Genomic DNA, 18,349 nt, shown 5'->3' on the forward strand with positions numbered 1-18,349 from the left:
ACCCATGACCACAGGTAGCACCGTACTCGTCGTGGGCGGCGGCTTCGCCGGTTGCGCCGCCGCGACGTTCCTTGCGCGTCAAGGGGCGCAAGTCGACGTCGTCGAGATTCGCGACGACGTTCCGAGGGCTGGTTCGGGCATCACGGTGCAGGGCAACGCGTTGCGTGTGCTCCGCGAGCTCGGGGTGTGGGAGGACGCCGAGGACCACGGGTACGCCTTCACCACGCTCGGGATGCGGACGCCCGACGGTCACCTCGTGGCGGAATTCGAGGACGTGCGCACGGGCGGGCCGGACCTTCCGGCGACCCTGGGCATGGAACGACCGACGCTCGCACGAATCCTGGCCGACGCCGCGCGAGAGGCGGGCGCATCCTTGCGCTTCGGCCTCACGGTCACGTCCCTGGAGCAGGACGCCGCTGGCGTACAGGCCACCTTCAGCGACGGGGCAACCGGGCAGTATGACCTCGTCGTCGGTGCAGACGGGGTGAACTCCGCCGTGCGCGAGATGATCGGGATCGAGACAGGACCGAAGCCGCTCGGCATGGGGATCTGGCGGGTGTTCATCCCTCGGCCCGAATCGATCCAGCGCACCGAGCTCGCCTACGGAGGTCGATGCTTCATCGCGGGGTTCTGCCCCACTGCGGAGGACTCGATGTACGCCTATCTGGTGGAAGAGGCGGAGGACCGCTCGAACCTCACACCGGATCGGCAACGCCAGATCATGGAGGACCTCGCTGCATCGTATGGCGGCCCCTGGAACGAGATCCGACCGCTCATCAGCGCCGCCGAGGCAATCAACTACACCTGGTTCGAAAGCCACGTCATCGACGGCCCATGGCATCGGGGCCGTGTGGTCCTCATCGGCGATGCGGCCCACAGCTGCCCGCCGACCCTGGCGCAGGGAGCGGCGATGGCGCTGGAGGACGCACAGGTTCTCGGCCAGGAGATCGAGGCGCGCGGGCTCGACAAAGGCCTCGCTGCCTTCGTCGAACGCCGTCGCCCACGCGTCGAGCAGACCGTCGCCGCGTCCGTGCAACTTTGCACGTGGCTGATCGAAGGCACGCAGGACGCGGACGTCCCGGGCTTGATCGGTCGCACCATGGGCATGCTGAAAGAACCGGCATGACGGCGCTCAACGGCGCCGACCTGGTGGTGGACGTGCACGCCCACGCACTCCTGCCAGCAATCGACGACATCGTCGCCGGCCATCCCATGCTGGACGTTCAGTCGCGCCTCGAACGGATCCGCAACGGCGACGAGGCGATGCCGATCAACGGGGAGATGGTCCGCACCCGGCTCCCGCGGCTGTTGGAGCTCGCGCCTCGCCTCGCAGCGATGGACGAGGCGAGAGTCGACGTCCAGATCGTCTCGCCCTCGCCGAACCAGTACCACTATTGGGCCGACCCGGAACTCGCCCGTCGAATTTGCGACGCGGCGAACGCGTCGATCGCCGCGCTCGTCGACCAGGCTCCGGACCGGCTCGTGGGCATCGGAATGGTGCCATTGCAGCACCCCCTCCTGGCCGCGGAGATCCTCGATGAGGCGGTCAGCCGGCATGGCCTCGTCGGTGTGGAGCTCTCGTCGCACGCACCGACCGGAGACGGCGGCACCGTCGAGTTGTCGGATTTCGCGCTCGACGAGTTCTGGTCACGAGCCAGCACCCTCGATGCCGTCGTCCTACTGCACCCGTTCGGGTGCTCGCTCGACGCTCGACTGGACCGCTATTACCTGTCGAACATCGTCGGCCAGCCGGTGGAGAACGCCGTCGCACTCTCGCACCTGATCTTCAGCGGGGTGCTCGACCGGTTCCCCGATCTGCGTCTGATCGCTGCGCACGGTGGTGGGTATCTGCCGACGTATCTCGGCCGGTCTGACCACGGCTGGCAGGTGCGGCCCGACGCGCGGACCTGCGAAAAGCCACCCTCGCACTACCTTCGACAGATCTACTTCGATTCGCTCGTCCACACCCCCGACGCCCTGCGGAGCCTGGTCGCCGTGGTCGGTGCTGAACACGTCCTGCTCGGTTCCGACTACCCCTTCGACATGGGGGTCGAGAACCCCGTCGATCGGCTCGTCGAGGCCGGATTGTCGGATGCGGACGTGCAACGCATCGCGTCGGGCAACGCCCGCGATCTCGGCCTCTTGCCAAAGCAGGCCATCAACGTCGACCGTCATGCCACCGCCCACGGAGGTTCCTGATGCCGGACCGCCTGATCACCCATCTTCGCCACGTCGACCTCGCCGTCCCGGACTTCGACCGACAGAAGCGCTTCTACACCGAGTTGTGGGGCCTCACCGAGGTCGCGACCGACGACGGGTTGAGCTTCCTCGCCGCCGAGGGCTCCGCGGAGCAGTACATCGTCCGGCTGCGGCGCGACCGCGACAAGCGGGTGGACCTGCTGTCTTTCGGCGTCGCCGACGAAGCAGCAGCCGACCAGATGGCGGAGCGTCTCGGTCGTGACGGCATCGACCTCGTCTCCGAGCCCGGCCCCCTCGACACGCCGGGAGGAGGCTACGGGTTCCGGTTCTTCGACATCGATGGCCGCACGGTGGAAGTTTCCGCCGACGTCGCTGTCCGCGAGCATCGCAGGATCGAGGAGGGCGAATCGATCCCGGTGCGGCTCTCCCACGTCGTGGTCAACTCCCCGGATCCGAAGCGAACGGTTGCGTTCTATGAGCGACACCTGCAGTTCTCGCTCTCCGACATCCTGAAGCACCCCTACCTGGGTGAGATGATGTGGTTCCTGCGGTGCAACTCCTGGCACCACAGCTTCGCGGTCGCGCGCGGTCCTCACGTCGCGCTGCACCACGCGTCCTTCGAGATGCGGGGACTCGATGAATACCTGCGCGGGACGGGACGCCTGCTCCGGGGCGGGGTCCAGAAGGTCTGGGGGCCGGGACGCCATCTGGCCGGCAACAACACCTTCTCGTATTTCCTCGACCCCCACGGAAACACGGTCGAATACACGACCGAGCTCGAGATCCTCGACGAGGACACCTGGCATCCGCAGGTGTACGACCTCGCGAATGCAGAGGTTGCCGACCAGTGGGGGACGGCGAACCCGATGACCGAGTTCGTGGCACGCCAGTCCTTCAACGACCCGGACAAGGGCGTGTTCGTTGCCCCACCGGTCTGATCACGCCCGGTCGCCGGGCTCTCGGTCGGTGCCACGCAACCGCTCAGGAAGGCGTCCCGCATGCGATTCGTGACCGTCGAGCACGCGGGCAGGACGGCCGCAGGCGTCCTGGACGATGGCCGCGTCTACCTCTTCGACGACGAGACGACCGTGCTGGATCTGGTGCGCTCGGGTCTCGAGGCGGCGAAGGAGGCCGGTGCCTCGGTCCTGACCACGCAGCCGGCCGTGCCGTTCGACCAGGTACGCCTTCGCCCACCGCTGCAGCCGCCGACCCTGCGGGACTTCGTCGCCTTCGAGGAACACGTCGAAGGGATCGTCAAGAGCGTGTCGCCGGACGCCGTGGTCGTCGAGGAGTGGTACGCCGCTCCGACGTTCTACTTCACCAACCCGCATGCGATCGTCGGTCCCGGCGACGAGGTGGCGGTCCCCCCGGGGTGTCGTGAGCTCGACTTCGAACTCGAGGTCGCGGCTGTCGTCGGTCGCGACGGGACGACGCTGGCCCCAGCGGAGGCCGAGGAGCACATCTTCGGCTACACCATCCTCAACGACTGGTCGGCGCGCGACCTGCAGCGCGTGGAGATGCGGGTCGGGCTGGGGCCGGCAAAGGGCAAGGACTTCGCCTCCTCGCTGGGCCCATCCCTCGTGACTGCGGACGAACTCGAGACGTTCCGCGACGCCGACGGCTTCCTTGCCCTCGCGCTCACCGTCACGGTCAACGGCGAGGAGATCGGTCGCGACCTGGCCTCCAACATGGGCTGGCCCTTCCGAGACCTCGTTGCGTACGCATCCCGGGGGACCTGGGTGCGGGCCGGCGACGTGCTCGGGTCCGGGACATGTGGGAACGGCGGCTGCCTCGCCGAACTCTGGGGTCGACGTGGGCAGAAGGACCCGCCGGCGCTCCAGCCGGGCGACGTCGTCGAGCTGAACGTCGAGGGCCTCGGCACCCTCACCAACATCGTCGTCGCCGGCAGGGACGCACCCGCGATCCCACCCGCGCGTCGACGCCCGCGGTCACGGCCGTGACGTCACCTCTCTCATGAGCGCCGAAGGAGGCGTCGACGGTGGCGTGCGTTCGGCCGGCGCCTCACGCCGACGGAACGGGCGACTCCGGCTTCCGTGGCCTCCCGCCCTGCTGTCAGCCGCAGGCTCGGCACAGCAGTGCCGCCATCAGGCTGACTGATGGGCCCAATCAACGAATTAGTGTTCCCTATGCGCCATGGGGCCGGCATGCTCGAACCGGCCGACGCCAAGACGCTGGGAGAGAGCGTCTCTGCGGTCGCGTATGGGAGGGAGGTACCGGTGATGGTCCTAGCGGATGCGGTTGATGACCGTTCGCCGAACGTTTCCGTCCGGACGAAGCGCCGCGTGGCTCTCGTTCAGAGGAAGCTGACCAGCTTTCGACTGACACGAGCAGACCCTCCTCGGTTCCGTGCCGCGTGAGACCGTCGACTTCGTCCTCCTGCAGTTTCGGGATCTCGCTGATTCACCGTCCACCGGCCTTGGCTCGACCCGCCGACTGAAGCAACGAGACAGGACCGGGGGCGAACCGCTCACCAGACGACCTACAAAAAGGACACGGGAATGTCTGCAACACGCAAATGGTTTCCGGCGCTGGGGGTTGCACTCCTGTTGCTGACCGCTTGTGCCGCTGAGGAGTCCGTCGAGGGAGCCGACGAGCCCGCTGCGACCTCGGAAGAGGAAGCGGACGAGTCGCCAGTCGAGGAGAGCGACGAGGCGGCGGGGGAGGAGGCCGATGACGGCGATTCCGCCGTGGTGGACGAGCCGTTCACCCTGCGCGTCGGCGTCGAGTGGTTGGCCAATCTCGCCAACATGAACCGAGCCTACGAGCAGGGTTACTTCGCTGACGAGGGACTGGAGATCGAACTCGTCGAAGGCGCCCCCACCAGCGCCGGGGCTGTACCGCTGCTGCTGGGCGACCAGCTTGACCTCGCGCAGACAGCATCGGGGGGAATCTTCGCCGCCGAAGCGGAAGGCATCCCCCTCACCCTCGTGAGCAACATCGCCAAGACCGTGCCGCGCCCAGAGGGTGGTCAGCTCGCCATCGTCGCTGGGGAGGACAGCGGTATCGAGACGCTGGAGGATCTCGAGGGACGAACGCTGGCCGTACATCAGGTTCTCAGCAGCATGGAAATCTCTTGGCGGTCCGCGATGGACGCTGCCGGCATCGACCACGAGTCCGTCGAGGTTCTTGCCGTCCCCTTCCCGAACATGCCCCAAGCACTCGCCGACGGCACCGTCGATGCCGTCCTCTCGGTGGTCCCGTTCACGGGAATGGCTCTGTCCGGGGGAGGACGCCTTGTCGAGTTCATCGACCTGCTGCTCATGGAGGAGGTCTACGGGGTCGACAACTACGCGCAGGTGTTCTTCTTCGCGACACGCGAGTTCGCCCAGGATCATGGTGAGGAGTTGGAGCGGTTCCGTCGCGCCCTGCAACGCGCGTCCGAGGAACTCAACGAGGACGAGGAGCTTGCTCGGCAGACGATCGTGGACATCACTCCGATGCCGCCCGAGGCGGTCGCGCGTATTCCGCTGCCGTTGTGGGATGGAATGAACCCGGCCGACGACCCTGATGCTCTTCGCGCTCTCGAAGTGCAGAACGAGGAGAACGCCAGGTACGGCCTGTATGACGAGCCGGTCGACGTGGACGCGGTGCTGCTCCGGTGAGTGTCGTGGATCAGAGCGCTTCGCCCATCGTTGGGTCCGGGGACCGCAGGTCCCCGGACCCGGGCGGGCGGAAGCGCCACTCTCGCGGAGACATCGCGAACCGACTGCTACCCATCGCGACGGTGCTGGGAACGCTTGCCATCTGGGAAGTCGCCAGTCGCCTCGAGTGGTTGCCACGCCGGTCGCTGCCGCCGATCAGCGAAGTGTTGACGTGGCTCATCCGGGAACTCGGAAGCACCGAGTTGTATGTCGCGGTGGGGCGAACGCTGCTCCATTGGGGAGGAGGCCTGATCCTCGGCGCCGCGGTAGGGCTGTTGCTCGGTCTCGTGATGGGACTCAGCCGGAACTTGGAGCAGCTGCTGATCACGCCATCGGAATTCCTCCGACCCGTCCCCTCGGTCATCTACCTCCCCCTCGTACTGCTGCTGCTCGGCGTCACCACCGAAATGGTGGTCCTTCTGGTCGCGGTCTCGGTGGTCTGGCCGGTTCTCTTTCAGGCCTACTACGGCGCACGAGGAGTCGATTCGCTCCTCGATGACGTCGGCAGCGCGTATGGATTGTCCCGCCGCCAGCGGCTGTTCTCCGTGATCCTGCCGCAGGTATCTCCCTTTGTCGGTACGGGCGTTCGGCTGGCCTCGTCGATCGCACTAGTGGTGGCCGTCGCCCTCGAGATGATCAGTGGGGTGGCGGGGACTGGTCGAGCGCTCCGGTCCCTGCAGCTCGCGGGAATCTCCGAGGGCGTCTATGGCTACGTCGTCGTGCTCGGTGCGTTGGGATACGCCTTGAACGAACTCTTTCAGTTCGCCGAGAAGCGTGTTCTCTGGTGGCACCGGCCGTACCGAAGGTCTTGATGATGACTCGAGAACGGCTTGGCGCGCTCGCTCTCAATGCGCTTCTTCCCGTCGTGGTTCTTGCCGGGTGGTGGTGGTGGTCGCGTGATAGTGGCTCCGTCTACTTCCCCCCGCTGACCGCCATTCTCGAGAGCTTGTGGGACGTCTGGATGCAGGAGCGTCTGACGTCGGATGTGGTCCCGAGTCTGCGGAGGATGTTCACCGGGTACGCAGTGGCTATTGTCTTTGGGATCGCGGTAGGCGTTGTCCTCGCCCGCGTGCACGCACTCGGCCGGGCCCTGAACCCCATAGTGCAGTTCAGTCGGTCCATCCCGCCGGTCGCGCTCGTCCCGGTCGCCGTCCTGCTCCTCGGGATCGGGGACACGATGAAGATTGCGCTCATCGCCTTCGTGTGCTTCTTCCCAGTTCTGCTCAACACGATCGACGGTGTGCGGTCGGTCAACCAGACGCTAGAGGACATGGCGCGCACGTTTCGTCTCACCGCCCGTCAGCGTCTTGTCTCACTCCTGCTGCCAAGCGCGGCACCGCAGATCTTTGCTGGGATGCGGATCGCCTTGGCCGTCGCGTTCATCTTGATGATCGTCACGGAGATGGTCGCTGCGACCAATGGGATCGGTCACGCCACCTTGAGCTATCAGACCCGCTTCCGCATTTCTGCGATGTGGAGTGGAATGATCCTGCTCGCCGTGCTCGGCTACCTCTTCAATGCCGTGTTCGTCGCCATCGAACGGCGCGTACTTCGCTGGCACTATCAGATGACCCGTTCCTCTCAAGGTGTGTAGATGCTGACCATCCGTGATTTGACGAAGACGTACGGGCAGGGCCCCTCACAGGTCCAAGCGGTCGGTGGCATCAGTTTCGACGTCGAGCCCGGCGAGTTCCTGTGCATCGTCGGCCCATCGGGGGCGGGGAAGACCACCCTCCTGAGGTGCCTCATCGGGCTCTTGAGCCCGACGAGTGGAGGAGTCAGCCTCCACGGCACACCCATCGACGGGCCGCCTGAGGCCATGGCGCTGGTCTTCCAGGACTACGGCCGATCACTGATGCCCTGGTACAGCGTCGGCGGAAACGTCGAGCTGCCGCTGCGCAACAAGGTCGCCAGCGCAACAGAACGCCGCGATCGCGTCCGGTCAGCACTCGCCGAGGTCGGGCTCGAAGGGTTCGTCGACCACTACATCTGGCAGCTCTCCGGCGGGATGCAGCAGCGGGTCGCGATCGCTCGGGCACTCGCCTACAAGCCCGACATCCTTTTGATGGATGAACCCTTCGGCTCCGTCGACGCGCAAACCCGCAGCGACCTCGAAGACCTCATGCTGCAGGTGCATGCCGACCTCGGCGTCACGACCGTGTTCGTCACGCATGACATCGACGAATCCGTCTATCTCGGCGACCGCGTGCTCGTGCTGACAAAACGACCGAGCGTCATCGCCGACATCGTCGAGGTCGACCTGCCGAGGCCCCGCGACCAGATCGAGACCAAGAGCGCTCCCCGTTTCACCGAGCTGCGCACGCAGGTCATGCGGCTGATCCGTCCCGACACGCAGGCTGTCGAGTCGCCACGAGCCGCTGACTCGAGTGGCGTCCCCTCGCCGGCCACGGCACGCCAAGGTGGGGGAGGTGAAGCTTGAGGGAGACACCGCCCCTCGATGTCGTCGTTGTCGGCGGCGGGCCTGTCGGCGTCACGCTGAGCAACCTGCTTGCGCAGCATGGGCTACGTGTGACGGCGCTCGAGCGCGAGACCGACGTCTACCACATGCCGCGAGCGCGGCATGTGGACTGGGAAGGCATGCGGATATTCCAGACCTTCGGCGCAGCTGACCGGCTCGAGCAGGACATGCTCGCCACCAGAGGGCTACGCGTCCTCGACGCCTCCGGGGAGCTACTCCTCGAATACACGGCTCCGCCCCTGCACCCGGCCGGGTGGGCGGACTATCAGATGTCGCAGCCGAACCTGGAGGAGACGCTGCGGGGTGCCCTCGCGAGCACGGCGACGGGTGAACTGCGCACCGCTCATGAGGTGACGGCACTCGAAGACCGTTCGGATCACGTCGTGGTCCATGTACGTGACCTCGTCCGCGGGACGACAGCCGCTCTTCGCACGCGCTTCGTGGTGGGATGTGACGGTGCGAACTCGATGGTTCGAGACCACATCGGATCCCGCTACCAACCGCTCGGGCCGGACCATCCCTTCCTCGTCGTGGATGCCGCCGGTGGAAACGGCCAACTGCCGGATCGACCAACGATCGTCTGCGATCCGACGCGGCCCCACTATGTCAGCCCGGGGGGACGGTTCCCGTCCCGGTTCGAGTTCATGGTGATGCCGGACGATGATCCTGACGAGTTGACGTCAACGGAATCCGTCATCGGCCTGTTGCGCGACGTCATCCCCACGGGGCAGTTCGAGATCGTTCGAGCTGCGCTGTACCGCTTCCACTCCTTGGCAGTCGACCGTTGGCGTTCCGGGCGAGTCATGATCGCTGGCGACGCCGCCCACGTGCAGCCACCCTTCATGGGCCAGGGCCTGATGTCCGGCCTGCGCGACGCGGCGAATCTGGCTTGGAAGCTGGCTTTGGTCTGTCAGGGAGAGAGCGACGAGTCGCTCCTCGATACGTACGAGGCAGAACGCAAGGCGCATGCGCGCGCCTGGATCGAGGAGGCAAACCGCATCGGCGGCATCGTCATGACCACGGACGCCGACGAGGCGCGTGCGCGTGACTTACGACTCGCGGAGAACTCCGCAGAGTTGCGGCCCATCGAACCCCAGCTCGGACCAGGCCTTCACTCCGACGACCCGCCGCCGGCCGGCACGCTGGCGCCCCAACCCCGCCTTGCCGACGGGCGTCGGATGGATGATGTCGTCGGCCCCAGGTTCTTGCTGGCCGCACGCGCATCGTTGCTGCGCGCAGCCACGACGGATCTTCCCGGGAGCGAGCACATCGTGGTCCTCGACGACGACGATCCCGGCATCGGGCAACTCCTCGACGGGCTGCGGGCGTCGGCAGTGATCATCCGACCGGACCGTTACGTGCTCGGCCTCGCGCACTCTCCGGAAGGCCTCAGCCGTCTCGTTGACCGAGTCCCTGTTCGGACACCGGGAAGGCGATGTGCATGACGGGCGCGGCAACGCGAAACATCGAGGTATGGGTCCCTCACGACGCGGCACCGGAACTGATCGGGCCGCTGCCCGACAACATCGTCCTCAGCGTGTGGGATGGCACAGGACCGCTGCCCTCGTCGCCGGATCTCGTCGAGGTGTACGTGCCGCCGTTTGCTCCCAGCCGGCCTGTAGCGGAGGCGATGCGAGCAATGTCGGGACTATCGGTGGTCCAGGCGCTGACTGCGGGGACCGACCACCTTGAAACGCACCTTCCCGATGACGTCGTGCTCTGCAACGCCCGCGGTGTCCACGATCAGTCCGTGTCGGAGTGGGTCGTCGCTGTACTCCTTGCGACGGTGCGAGAACTTCCTGCCTTGGCCATCGCACAGGAGGAGCGACGGGTTCGCCGGAGGGTGACAGACACGTTGTCAGGGAAAAACGTGCTGATCTTGGGTCACGGATCCATCGGGCGAGCGGTAGAGCGCCGACTCGCCCCATTCGACGTCGAGATCTGTCGGGTGGCGAGCCGGCACCGCGAGGGCGTCCATGGCCCCGAGTCCCTGCCCGAGCTCCTGCCCCGCGCCGATGTCGTCGTCCTACTCCTGCCCGAAACCGGGAAGACCCGAGGGATCGTCGACCAGCACTTCCTGGAGCTGCTCCCTCAAGACGCAATTCTGATAAATGCGGCACGGGGCGGGCTGATCGACCAGGGCGCGTTGTTGGCAAGCCTGCAGGCAGGGCGGATCCGGGTGGCTCTCGATGCCACGAGCCCTGATCCGCTTCCCCCGGAGCACCCACTCTGGGCGACACCCGGGGTCCTCTACACCCCGCACATCGCTGGGATGACCCGTACCGCTCTCCCGACGTTGTACCAGCTCGTTGGTGAGCAACTCCATCGGTACAGCCAGGGGCGGTCGCTTCGGAACATCGTCCCCCGGGTGGCGCCGTCTCCCTCATGAGTCGGGGAGAAGTCAGGCGAGGGCGCCAGCAGTCCTGTGGCGGCGGCGTCTCGGGGCGAACAGCAGGACCACCGCTCGTCGGAGCAAGCGACTAGGAGAGGGAAGTCCATGAAGGACCCACGTCGAATCCTCGTTGTCGGCTGCGGCTTGGGGGGCGCTACGGCGGCTGCCGCTCTCGCGCAGCGGGGGGCGGTCGTGGACGTGATCGAGCGGCGTCCCCAGCATGCCGCCTGGGGCATCGGGCTCACACTCGGAGGCAATGCACTTCGCGCGCTCGATTCAGTCGGAGCGCTTGAGGCGACAACCTCCCATGGGGTGGTGTACGACCGGATCGACCTCTGCGATGTCGAGGGCGAGTTGCTCTCAAGCGTCCAGATCCTGCTCGGCGGTGGGCACATCCCCGCGTCGGTCAGCATCCCGAGGCCCGAGATCCACCGCATCCTCGTCGAGGTTGCTCGGGCAGCCGGAGCATCGATTCGGATGGCGACAACGGTCACCGAGCTCGAGCAGGGTTCCGCGCGCGTTGATGTCGCCTTTTCGGATGGCACGAGGGAGACCTACGACGCGGTTGTCGGTTTCGATGGGGTGCACTCTCAGATGCGAGAAATGCTGTTCCCCGAGGTTCGTCCGACCTACACCGGCTATGTCGTCTGGCGCGTCGAAATGAGCCGGCCCGCCGACCTGGACCGCTTCCGGATGCTCCAGGTCCCAGGCGGGCCGCGGGCGCTGATGGTCCCCATCTCCAGCGACTCGATGTTCGTCGGCCTGCTGCGTCCAGAGGACAACCCCTCCCGAATTCATTCGAAGGATTACGCCACGGTCCTTCGCGAGGAACTCCGTGACTTCGAGGCCGGGTTGGGCGACAGCCTGTCGGTCCTGGACGAGCCCGGGCTGGCCGAACTGATCGCATTCACGCCTGTCGAGCAGGTGTGTTTGGCGCCGCCTTGGTCGGTGGGACACGTCGCGCTCGGCGGCGACGCCGCACACGCGAGCGCCCCGACCCTTGCACAGGGGGCAGGGATGGCAATCGAGGACGCCGTCGTGCTGGCGGAGCTTCTTACCGGGGACCCGTCGGTGCCCGAGGCACTCCAGGGGTATGCAGAGCGCCGCTACCCCCGAGCCAAGTTCGTCCAGGACGTCTCCTACGGCATCCTGAAGGCAGAACTGCAACCATCGGACGAGCCACCGCCCTCGCCCGCAGAGGCGGCCGAGCGGATGCGATCGGTTTGGTCTGCGCTGAACGCCCCGATCTAAGCCTCATGGGACGTCTCGAGCGCCCGACCGGCCGCCAATATCTGTGTGCGCAACCAGCGGTGACCGGGGTCACGGTCGATCGACGGATGCCACCAGAAGGCTTCGCGGAGGGTCGAGTCGAACGGCAGGGCAACGATACGAATCTCATCGCTCGGAGCGAAGTGCCTCGCCAGCTGTTCCTGCATGATCCCGATGCGGTCGGTGCCGATCACGAACTGCGGGACAGCGGAGAAGTGTTCGACCCCCACGACGACCGAGGGACGCGCACCCATTGCCATCAGTTGGCGCACGGGCGTGATGCTTGTGGCCGCCCGCGTGAAAGGCAGCACGAACGGTGCCAGGGTCGCGTTCTCCAGCGTCAGCGTGTCACCGACATCCGTGTTCCGCGAGGAACAGATCGCTATCCACCGGTCGGTATGGACCTCCAGCGAGGGCAGGTTGGGGAGGTAGCCGTGGGGCAGTAGGAGGCCGTCCACCGCTCGGAGCGATTCCTCGGCCTGGGTGACCCAGGGATCCGACATGGGCGCGAAGCGCAACCGCACCCCAGGCCCCTCGCGCGCGAGGAGGGCACTCAGCGCGCGGCCGGCGACGCACTCGCCATAGTCGGACGCAACGATGACGAACTCGCGGTCCGAGGCAGTGGGGTCGAAGGTGGCCCGGGTGGCGAAGACCCGCTGCACGTCGGCGAGCGCAAGGGCGGTCCGTCGCTTGAGCTGGGCCGCGAGCGGCGTCAGCTCATAGTCGTTGCCGACGCGGATCAACAATTCGTCGCGAAACTGGAACCGTAGCCGTTTGAGCGCCGCGCTCAACGCCGGTTGGCTGCGCTGGAGACGCTCCGCTGCTCTGGTCACGCTTCGCTCTGCGAGCAACGCGTCGAGGGCGACCAGGAGGTTCAGGTCGACGTTGTTGAGGTTCACCGCGTCGAGGTCCGAGCCCTCGCTGTTCACCGCCGCGCCCTCCCGCGGACGCACCGTGTCAGTCATTCTCGTAGATGATCAGCCCCGTCGCGGTGTTGGATGCGGCCACGTGGTAGTGCCGGTGCACCTCATGCACCCGCTCGTCCAGCGCGCCGCGCATGATGAACCACATCACCAGTTCGACGCCTTCGGTGCCCGCCGCACGGATGTAGTCGGTGTGGGTGAGGTCGAGCAGCGATTCGGGGTCGGGCCCGATCCGGTCCATGAAGTCGCGGTCGAACTCCTCGTTGATCAGCCCGGCACGGGCGCCACCCAACTGGTGGGACATCCCGCCGGTGCCCAGCACCGTGACCTTCAGGTCCTGGTCGAAGCTCGCGATCGCCCGACCGATGGCCTGCCCGAGCGCGTAGCAGCGCTTGCCCGTCGGCGGCGGGTACTGGGTCACGTTGACGACGATCGGGATGACCGGGCACGGCCACTCGTCGACCTGCCCGAACAGGATCGACAATGGCACGGTGAAGCCGTGGTCGACCGTCATCTCGTTGACGATCGTCATGTCGAACTCGTCGAGGATCAGCGACTCCGCCAGGTGCCACGCCAACTCGGGATGCCCCTGGACGGTCGGCACGGGCCGCGGGCCGAACCCTTCGTCCGCCGGCTCGAACTCGGGTGCGACGCCAATCGCGAACGTCGGGATCATCTCCATCCCGAAGGCGTTCGCGTGGTCGTTGTAGACCAGGACGCACACGTCCGGGGTGTTCTCCGCCATCCATTCGCGGGCCTTCTCGTAGCCCTCGAACAACGGTGCCCAGTACGGCTCGTCGGTCTTGCCGCGGTCGATGGCCGCACCGATGGGCGGCACGTGCGAGCTGGCGACGCCAGCGATCACTTCAGCCATCCTGTCGCCTTCCTCCGTCGAGCATCATCTGACGGAACTCGTCCTCGCTCATCCCCGACATCTGTCCGCCCATGTACTGCATCGAGCAGCCGTCGAAGACGCACAGCTTCCAGATGTAGAAGACGTTGCCGCCCAACTCCAGCAGGCCGTTCCAGTCACGCTCGAGCACGGCCCGGCGCTGTTCCTCGGACAGCGAGAACCGGTCGAGGTAGCCGGCCTCGTCGCGCCGGAACACCTCGCGGACCTCGGGGTCGTCCAGGGTCTTGAGGAACTTGTTCAGCGCGTAACCCTGCCGGGCACGGCGGCCGTCGAACACGTAGGTGCCGGGGATGTCGTCGTAGTCACGCTTCACGCTCGTCATGGTCGCGCTCTCGCCCTCCAGCCGACGTCGGCCTCACGATCTTGGTGTCCGAAGGCGTGAAAGTCAACAACATTGTGGACAATCCGTCGTGCCCGATCTACGGTGTCCGCCATGACCAACGACACCGCGAACCTGTTGATCGTCAGCGCCCACGCCGCGGACTTCGTCTGGCGGGCGGGTGGCGCCGCCGCGCTCACGACCGCCCGCGGCGGCCGTGCCACCATCGTCTGCCTGTCGTACGGCGAGCGCGGTGAATCCGCACGCTACTGGCGCCAGGGGATGGACCTCGACCAGGTCAAGGGCGCGCGGCACCGCGAAGCGGCCGCGGCGGCCGAGGTGCTCGGCGCCGAGCTGCGCACCCTCGACGTGGGCGACTACCCGATCGTGGAGACCGACGAGCTGCTGGACCAGCTGGTGCGCATCTACCGCGAGGTGCAGCCCACGGTGGTGCTCACCCACACGACGGTCGACCCCTGGAACACCGACCATCCACTGGCCAGCCGGCTGGCGCAGAAGGCCCGGATCATCGCCCAGGCCCCCGGCTACCACCCCGGCGAGCAGGTGTTGGGCGCCCCGCCGGTGTTCCTCTTCGAGCCCCACCAGACCGAGTACTGCGAGTTCCGGCCCGAGGTGCTGCTCGACATCACCGAGGTGTGGGAGACCAAGCTCGCGGCCATGCGCTGCATGGAAGGCCAGGAGCACCTCTGGAACTACTACACCGACGTCGCCAAGCGGCGCGGGGTGCAGGCCAGGCGCAACTCCGGTCCCAACCTCGGCTTGAAGACCGACGCCATGGCCGAGGCCTACATGCGGGTCTTCCCGCAGGTCACCGACCAACTCGACTGACGCCCGGGAGGGCCCATGCGCAGGAACCTCGTCGTCCGCAGCATCGAACGCGCCGACCCCGAGGTCATCGCCGAACTCGGGGAGGTGGGCGTCGCGACCGTGCACGAGGCGATGGGACGTATCGGGCTGCTGGGCACGCACTTGTCGCCGATCCAGCGCGGTGTCCGCATCGCCGGCTCGGCCGTGACGGTCAGTTGCCATCCGGGCGACAACCTGATGATCCACGCCGCGGTCGAGCAGGTGGCGGACGGCGACGTGCTGGTGGTCACCACCACCTCGCCATCGACGGACGGGATGTTCGGCGAGCTGCTCGCGACCTCGTTGCGCGCGCACGGCTGTGTCGGGCTGGTCATCGACGCCGGCGTCCGTGACGTCGCCGAACTCAACGAGCTCGGCTTCCCCGTCTGGGCCCGGGCCGTATCGGCGCAAGGTACGGTCAAGGCCACCCCGGGCTCGGTCAACGTGCCCGTGGTCTGTGCTGGTGGCCTGGTCAACCCCGGTGACGTGGTGGTCGCAGACGACGACGGTGTGGTGGTCGTCCCGTTCGCGAGCGCCGCCGCCGCGAACGAGGCTGCCCGCAGCAGGCTCGAGCGGGAGGCAGCGACCCGGCAGCGACTCGCTGCCGGCGAGCTGGGGCTCGACCTCTACGGCCTGCGGCAACGACTGGAAGAACTCGGGGTCGCCTACGTCGACCGCCTGGACGACTGAGGGAGATCATGGCGAACGACGGAGGCCGGACGCTCGTTGCGAGCCTGCGCGACGACATCATGCGTGGGACGCTCGGGCCGGGCCAGCGGCTGGTGGAAGCCGAGCTCACCGAACGCTACGGCGTGACCCGCGGCGCGGTGCGTCAGGCGCTGATGAGCCTCGAGGGAGAGGGCCTGGTCGAGCGCGAACGCAACCGCGGTGCCCGCGTCCGCAGCATCAGCCTCGACGAGGCCATCGAGATCACCGAGGCACGCGCGGTGCTCGAAGGCCTCTGTGCGGCCAAGGCCGCGGTGAACGCGACGCCTCGGGAACGCGACGAGCTGCGCCGTCTCGGCGACGTGATGGCGGCCGCCGTCGCCGCCGAGGACGTGATGCGCTACAGCTCCACCACGCAGGACCTCCACCGCTACGTCCGCGAGGTGGCGCGCCAGCAGACGGTGGCCGACCTGCTCGATCGGCTGCGCTACCAGAGCGTGCGCTACCACTTCAGTGTCGCGCTGCTGCCCGGACGACCCAGCGTTGGGCTCGCCGAGCACCGAGAGGTGATCGAGACGATCGTCGCCGGCGACGCCGACGCCGCCGAGGCGGTGATGCGCGGGCACCTGTTCAGCGTCATCGACGCCCTGCAGGCGCTGGCCGAGCGCGAGAGCGGCCATCTCGTACGTGCGAGCGGCTGACCGACGCCGGGCGCGTTTGGTTGGAAATAATGTTGACAATCCTGTCACGATGCGGCAGGTTGCCCGGACAACGACGGAGGTCGTAGCTCGTCGGCGCAGCCGACGCGGCACAGGGATGCGATGACCGTGCGTGGCGGACTCCGAGGCGTCGGTCCGGCGCCCGGTCGCGCACCAAGGGTTCGGGAGGAGAAGCAGTGAGGATGCACAGCAAGGTGGGCAGAGGCCGTCGGGCCCTGGCCGTCACGGCGGCGCTGGGTCTCGTGCTGGTGGCCTGCGGCGGTGACGACGAGCCGACGGACACGGGCGAAGCGGCGGAGGAACCCGCCGACGGTGGCGAGGAAGCGACCGGCGACGACGGCGCAGCCGCCGACCCGGACGCATTCGCCGACGCGCCGGAGGTCGAGGTCGTCTTCGGGCACCCGTTCCCGGATCAGCACCACCTCGCGGTGAACGTGCTGCAGCCGTGGATGGACGAGGTCACCGAGATGACCAACGGGACGGTGACGTTCGACGTCCAGCCGGCCGGCGCCCTGTCGGGCCCGCCGGACAACTACGAGCACCCCGCGGCGGGCGTCACCGACATGGGTTGGGCGCTGCACGGTTACACGCCGGGTCAGTTCCCGATCACCCAGGTCATCGAACTGCCATTCGTGTTCGACTCGGCCGTCCAGGGCACCGAGGTGCTGTGGGACCTCTACGAGGAGTTCCCCGAGTTCCAGGAGGAGTACCGCGACGTCCAGGTGCTGGCGCTGTGGGCACACGACGTCGGTGACCTGTTCACGACCAGCAGCCCCGTGGAGTCCACCGACGACGTCCGTGGCCTGAGCATCCGCACGCCGGCCCCGATGCAGAACGCGCTGGTGGAGACGCTCGGCGGGTCCGCGGTCGGCATGCCGGCGCCCGAGCTGTACGACTCGCTCGACCGCGGCGTCATCGACGGTCTGCTGATCGGTCACTCCGGCGTCCCGACCTTCGGGCTCGAGGAGGTCCTCGGCCACGTGACCCGCGGCAACTTCTTCGTCGGCACCATGTTCGTGGTCATGAACCCGGCGACCTGGGAGAGCATGTCGCCCGAGCAGCAGGCCGTGTTCGAGGAGACCGCCTTCGAGAACCTGTCCATGGCCCTGGCCGAGGACATGGACCGCGTCGGCGGCGAGGCCGTCGACCAGTTCGAGGAGTGGGGCTTCGAGATCCACGAGCTCGACGAGGCGCAGCTGCAGGAGTGGCGCGACGCGACCGCGGGCGTGCCCCAGAGCTGGATCGACTCCATGCCGGACGACGTCCCGGCGCAGGAGATGTACGACCGGATGATCGAGTTGGCAGGCGTCAACTAGCACACGTCCGAAACTGCGGTGCAGGGGGCGCCGGCCGGCCGGCCCGCCCCCTGCACCGCGTCAACGGGAGAGGGCCCGCCATGCAGCGTTTCGTCGCACGCTTCGCTGGCCTGACCAGGGTCCTCCACTACGTCTCGGGGGCGCTGATCGTCGGCCTGATGCTCCTGATCGTGGGCAACGTCCTGGGGCGGTGGCTCTTCAGCCGTCCGGTGCGCGGCACCGTGGAGCTCACCGAGATCGCCATGGTCGGGATCGTCTTCCTCGGTTTCGCGTACGCCCAGGTCCGCGAGGACCACATCCGCGTGGACCTCGTGTACGAGAAGCTGGGCCGTCGCGGCCGCGTCGTGCTCGGCCTCTTCGCCGCCGCGGTCAGCTTCGCCACGGTGGTGGTGATGGCCTGGCGCCTGTACGACTACACCGGGATCCTCGCGGCCTCGCGGCGTACGACCAGTGCCCTCGCCATTCCGCTCTACTGGGTCGCGTGGGTCGCGGTGGTGGGACTGGTGATCTACGCCGTCGGTGTGGTGGTCACCGGCGTGACGCGCACCCGGGCGCCGGACGACCCCGATCCGGCGGAGGGGCCGGTGGCCATCGACCTGCCCGACACCGACGACGAGCGCTGATC

The 18,349-nt window shown here is 67.3% G+C and carries 19 protein-coding genes; 16 read left to right on the top strand and 3 right to left on the bottom strand.

Features of this window, described 5'->3' with window-relative positions; all coding sequences use genetic code 11:
- Positions 1–4 precede the first annotated feature (4 nt).
- The 11 genes from ACERM0_RS08240 to ACERM0_RS08290 all read left to right on the top strand — a co-directional run bounded on the left by ACERM0_RS08240 (position 5) and on the right by ACERM0_RS08290 (position 11,983).
- A complete protein-coding gene (locus tag ACERM0_RS08240; RefSeq protein WP_373678093.1) occupies positions 5–1,126 on the top strand; it encodes an FAD-dependent oxidoreductase in 1,122 nt (373 codons plus the stop codon).
- Positions 1,123–2,199: an amidohydrolase family protein gene (locus ACERM0_RS08245; RefSeq protein WP_373678094.1), complete on the top strand. Its 1,077-nt coding sequence runs from the start codon at positions 1,123–1,125 to the stop codon at positions 2,197–2,199. Before ACERM0_RS08240 ends, ACERM0_RS08245 begins: the two co-directional genes overlap by 4 nt.
- Entirely contained in the window at positions 2,199–3,137 is a 939-nt protein-coding gene (locus ACERM0_RS08250; RefSeq protein WP_373678095.1) for a VOC family protein, read from the top strand. Before ACERM0_RS08245 ends, ACERM0_RS08250 begins: the two co-directional genes overlap by 1 nt.
- Positions 3,138–3,197: 60 nt before the next feature.
- Complete coding sequence (locus tag ACERM0_RS08255; protein WP_373678096.1) at positions 3,198–4,160, top strand: fumarylacetoacetate hydrolase family protein; 963 nt, start codon at positions 3,198–3,200, stop codon at positions 4,158–4,160.
- A gap of 558 nt (positions 4,161–4,718) precedes the next feature.
- Positions 4,719–5,822 (top strand): ABC transporter substrate-binding protein, encoded by a 1,104-nt coding sequence (locus ACERM0_RS08260; RefSeq protein ID WP_373678097.1) that lies wholly within the window; start codon positions 4,719–4,721, stop codon positions 5,820–5,822.
- 122 nt (positions 5,823–5,944) lie between these two features.
- Positions 5,945–6,673 carry an ABC transporter permease gene (locus tag ACERM0_RS08265; protein WP_373678098.1) on the top strand — a complete coding sequence of 243 codons (729 nt, stop codon included), beginning with the start codon at positions 5,945–5,947 and terminating at the stop codon, positions 6,671–6,673.
- On the top strand, positions 6,646–7,455 hold the full coding sequence (locus ACERM0_RS08270; RefSeq protein WP_373678099.1) for an ABC transporter permease: 810 nt from the start codon (positions 6,646–6,648) through the stop codon (positions 7,453–7,455). Before ACERM0_RS08265 ends, ACERM0_RS08270 begins: the two co-directional genes overlap by 28 nt.
- Positions 7,456–8,301, top strand: coding sequence for an ABC transporter ATP-binding protein (locus ACERM0_RS08275; protein ID WP_373678100.1), 846 nt, complete (start codon positions 7,456–7,458; stop codon positions 8,299–8,301). It begins immediately after the preceding gene.
- Complete coding sequence (locus ACERM0_RS08280) at positions 8,298–9,785, top strand: bifunctional 3-(3-hydroxy-phenyl)propionate/3-hydroxycinnamic acid hydroxylase (protein WP_373678101.1); 1,488 nt, start codon at positions 8,298–8,300, stop codon at positions 9,783–9,785. Before ACERM0_RS08275 ends, ACERM0_RS08280 begins: the two co-directional genes overlap by 4 nt.
- Positions 9,782–10,729 carry a 2-hydroxyacid dehydrogenase gene (locus ACERM0_RS08285; RefSeq protein ID WP_373678102.1) on the top strand — a complete coding sequence of 316 codons (948 nt, stop codon included), beginning with the start codon at positions 9,782–9,784 and terminating at the stop codon, positions 10,727–10,729. The genes ACERM0_RS08280 and ACERM0_RS08285 overlap by 4 nt, the downstream gene beginning before the upstream one ends.
- A 108-nt stretch (positions 10,730–10,837) precedes the next feature.
- Positions 10,838–11,983, top strand: coding sequence for an FAD-dependent monooxygenase (locus ACERM0_RS08290; RefSeq protein ID WP_373678103.1), 1,146 nt, complete (start codon positions 10,838–10,840; stop codon positions 11,981–11,983).
- Here ACERM0_RS08290 and ACERM0_RS08295 read toward each other — a convergent pair.
- From ACERM0_RS08295 to ligA, 3 genes are read right to left on the bottom strand one after another with little or no spacing between them, the layout of a single operon-like run.
- Positions 11,980–12,966, bottom strand: coding sequence for a LysR family transcriptional regulator (locus ACERM0_RS08295; protein WP_373678104.1), 987 nt, complete (start codon positions 12,964–12,966; stop codon positions 11,980–11,982). The two genes, ACERM0_RS08290 and ACERM0_RS08295, sit on opposite strands and share 4 nt — an antisense overlap.
- Positions 12,959–13,798 (bottom strand): class III extradiol dioxygenase subunit beta, encoded by an 840-nt coding sequence (locus ACERM0_RS08300; protein WP_373678105.1) that lies wholly within the window; start codon positions 13,796–13,798, stop codon positions 12,959–12,961. The genes ACERM0_RS08295 and ACERM0_RS08300 overlap by 8 nt, the downstream gene beginning before the upstream one ends.
- Complete coding sequence (ligA, locus tag ACERM0_RS08305) at positions 13,791–14,159, bottom strand: protocatechuate 4,5-dioxygenase subunit alpha (RefSeq protein ID WP_373678106.1); 369 nt, start codon at positions 14,157–14,159, stop codon at positions 13,791–13,793. Before ligA ends, ACERM0_RS08300 begins: the two co-directional genes overlap by 8 nt.
- A gap of 111 nt (positions 14,160–14,270) precedes the next feature.
- Between ligA and ACERM0_RS08310 the strand changes: the two genes are divergently transcribed.
- From ACERM0_RS08310 to ACERM0_RS08330, 5 genes are all read left to right on the top strand, one after another.
- Complete coding sequence (locus ACERM0_RS08310; protein ID WP_373678107.1) at positions 14,271–15,005, top strand: PIG-L deacetylase family protein; 735 nt, start codon at positions 14,271–14,273, stop codon at positions 15,003–15,005.
- Positions 15,006–15,020: 15 nt separating this feature from the next.
- The gene (locus tag ACERM0_RS08315; protein WP_373678108.1) at positions 15,021–15,713 is read left to right on the top strand and encodes a 4-carboxy-4-hydroxy-2-oxoadipate aldolase/oxaloacetate decarboxylase; all 693 of its coding nucleotides are present in this window, start codon (positions 15,021–15,023) and stop codon (positions 15,711–15,713) included.
- Positions 15,714–15,721: 8 nt separating this feature from the next.
- Entirely contained in the window at positions 15,722–16,390 is a 669-nt protein-coding gene (locus ACERM0_RS08320; RefSeq protein WP_373678109.1) for a GntR family transcriptional regulator, read from the top strand.
- Positions 16,391–16,590: 200 nt separating this feature from the next.
- Positions 16,591–17,724 carry a TRAP transporter substrate-binding protein gene (locus tag ACERM0_RS08325; protein ID WP_373678110.1) on the top strand — a complete coding sequence of 378 codons (1,134 nt, stop codon included), beginning with the start codon at positions 16,591–16,593 and terminating at the stop codon, positions 17,722–17,724.
- Between the two features lie 80 nt (positions 17,725–17,804).
- On the top strand, positions 17,805–18,347 hold the full coding sequence (locus tag ACERM0_RS08330) for a TRAP transporter small permease (RefSeq protein WP_373678111.1): 543 nt from the start codon (positions 17,805–17,807) through the stop codon (positions 18,345–18,347).
- The last annotated feature ends 2 nt before the right edge of the window (positions 18,348–18,349 follow it).

It is taken from the genome of Egicoccus sp. AB-alg2, from assembly GCF_041821065.1.
GTDB lineage: Bacteria > Actinomycetota > Nitriliruptoria > Nitriliruptorales > Nitriliruptoraceae > Egicoccus.

What these genes read in the sequence shown, in the direction of transcription:
- ACERM0_RS08240 (WP_373678093.1), top strand. Translation starts at nt 5, where the DNA reads ATGACCACAGGTAGCACCGTACTCGTCGTGGGCGGCGGCTTCGCCGGT.
- ACERM0_RS08245 (WP_373678094.1), top strand. Translation starts at nt 1,123, where the DNA reads ATGACGGCGCTCAACGGCGCCGACCTGGTGGTGGACGTGCACGCCCAC.
- ACERM0_RS08250 (WP_373678095.1), top strand. Translation starts at nt 2,199, where the DNA reads ATGCCGGACCGCCTGATCACCCATCTTCGCCACGTCGACCTCGCCGTC.
- ACERM0_RS08255 (WP_373678096.1), top strand. Translation starts at nt 3,198, where the DNA reads ATGCGATTCGTGACCGTCGAGCACGCGGGCAGGACGGCCGCAGGCGTC.
- ACERM0_RS08260 (WP_373678097.1), top strand. Translation starts at nt 4,719, where the DNA reads ATGTCTGCAACACGCAAATGGTTTCCGGCGCTGGGGGTTGCACTCCTG.
- ACERM0_RS08275 (WP_373678100.1), top strand. Translation starts at nt 7,456, where the DNA reads ATGCTGACCATCCGTGATTTGACGAAGACGTACGGGCAGGGCCCCTCA.
- ACERM0_RS08285 (WP_373678102.1), top strand. Translation starts at nt 9,782, where the DNA reads ATGACGGGCGCGGCAACGCGAAACATCGAGGTATGGGTCCCTCACGAC.
- ACERM0_RS08290 (WP_373678103.1), top strand. Translation starts at nt 10,838, where the DNA reads ATGAAGGACCCACGTCGAATCCTCGTTGTCGGCTGCGGCTTGGGGGGC.
- ACERM0_RS08295 (WP_373678104.1), bottom strand. Translation starts at nt 12,966, where the DNA reads ATGACTGACACGGTGCGTCCGCGGGAGGGCGCGGCGGTGAACAGCGAG.
- ACERM0_RS08300 (WP_373678105.1), bottom strand. Translation starts at nt 13,798, where the DNA reads ATGGCTGAAGTGATCGCTGGCGTCGCCAGCTCGCACGTGCCGCCCATC.
- ligA (WP_373678106.1), bottom strand. Translation starts at nt 14,159, where the DNA reads ATGACGAGCGTGAAGCGTGACTACGACGACATCCCCGGCACCTACGTG.
- ACERM0_RS08310 (WP_373678107.1), top strand. Translation starts at nt 14,271, where the DNA reads ATGACCAACGACACCGCGAACCTGTTGATCGTCAGCGCCCACGCCGCG.
- ACERM0_RS08315 (WP_373678108.1), top strand. Translation starts at nt 15,021, where the DNA reads ATGCGCAGGAACCTCGTCGTCCGCAGCATCGAACGCGCCGACCCCGAG.
- ACERM0_RS08320 (WP_373678109.1), top strand. Translation starts at nt 15,722, where the DNA reads ATGGCGAACGACGGAGGCCGGACGCTCGTTGCGAGCCTGCGCGACGAC.
- ACERM0_RS08325 (WP_373678110.1), top strand. Translation starts at nt 16,591, where the DNA reads ATGCACAGCAAGGTGGGCAGAGGCCGTCGGGCCCTGGCCGTCACGGCG.
- ACERM0_RS08330 (WP_373678111.1), top strand. Translation starts at nt 17,805, where the DNA reads ATGCAGCGTTTCGTCGCACGCTTCGCTGGCCTGACCAGGGTCCTCCAC.